The following is an 826-nucleotide window of genomic DNA, read 5'->3' as shown; positions in this document are numbered from 1 at the left end:
AGCAAAAATATCTGCATGATCAAATTCTAGGTTGTTCAAGATAGCAGTGCGCGGACGATAATGAACGAATTTTGAGCGTTTATCAAAAAACGCAGAATCGTACTCATCAGCTTCAATGACAAAATAACCAGAAGGGACTGTCGTATCATCGTCAGTTTTTTCTGCCCCTAGATAGCTGCTATGCGCGAATACTTGCTGTAAGTGCTCATCAGTGGTATTAACCAGTGGCACACCGCCGATCAAAAACCCTGTATCGATACCAGCGTAATGCAGTATCCAAGCAAGCATGGTTGTCGTTGTCGTCTTACCATGAGTACCAGCAACCGCTATCACGTGGCGCGATTGCAGCACTTGCTCTGACAAAAACTGCGGACCTGACGTGTAGCGCAGACCCGTATCTAACATATATTCAATCACATCCATGCCACGCTTCATCGCATTACCAACGACGACCAAGTCTGGCGCTGGTTGCAAATGCTTTACGAGATAACCTTCTTCAATAGTGACGCCCGCATTTTCAAGTTGGGTAGACATAGGAGGATATACGTTGGTATCTGAGCCAGTAACGGTATGCCCAAGTTCGCGCGCCAATAATGCCAGCGAGCCCATAAAAGTACCACAAATACCAAGAATATGAATATGCATAGACGTTCCGTACGAGCTTGAATAAGTGAAATAGAGAGAGTAAAAATAAAGTTTTGGGTGCTGAGCTGTTATCAGTCGTGATTAACGTTTTAATCAGTCGTTGCCATGGCAGTAGTCTGGCAGACAAGCGATCATTGTAAAGTAAACGCTGTTCGATGACCAACAAAAAACGCCTAACAAG

General features: G+C 44.6%; 1 protein-coding gene. It reads right to left on the bottom strand.

Annotated features, from left to right (window positions below; genetic code table 11):
• A partial coding sequence (locus ACS8FC_RS16255) for a Mur ligase domain-containing protein (RefSeq protein WP_439297538.1) occupies positions 1–645 on the bottom strand: 645 nt, incomplete at its 3' end.
• Positions 646–826: the final 181 nt, after the last annotated feature.

This window comes from Psychrobacter sp. 1Y4 (assembly GCF_051847555.1).
Note: the sequence above shows the minus strand (reverse complement) of the source record. Positions and strands in the feature narration are given on the sequence as shown.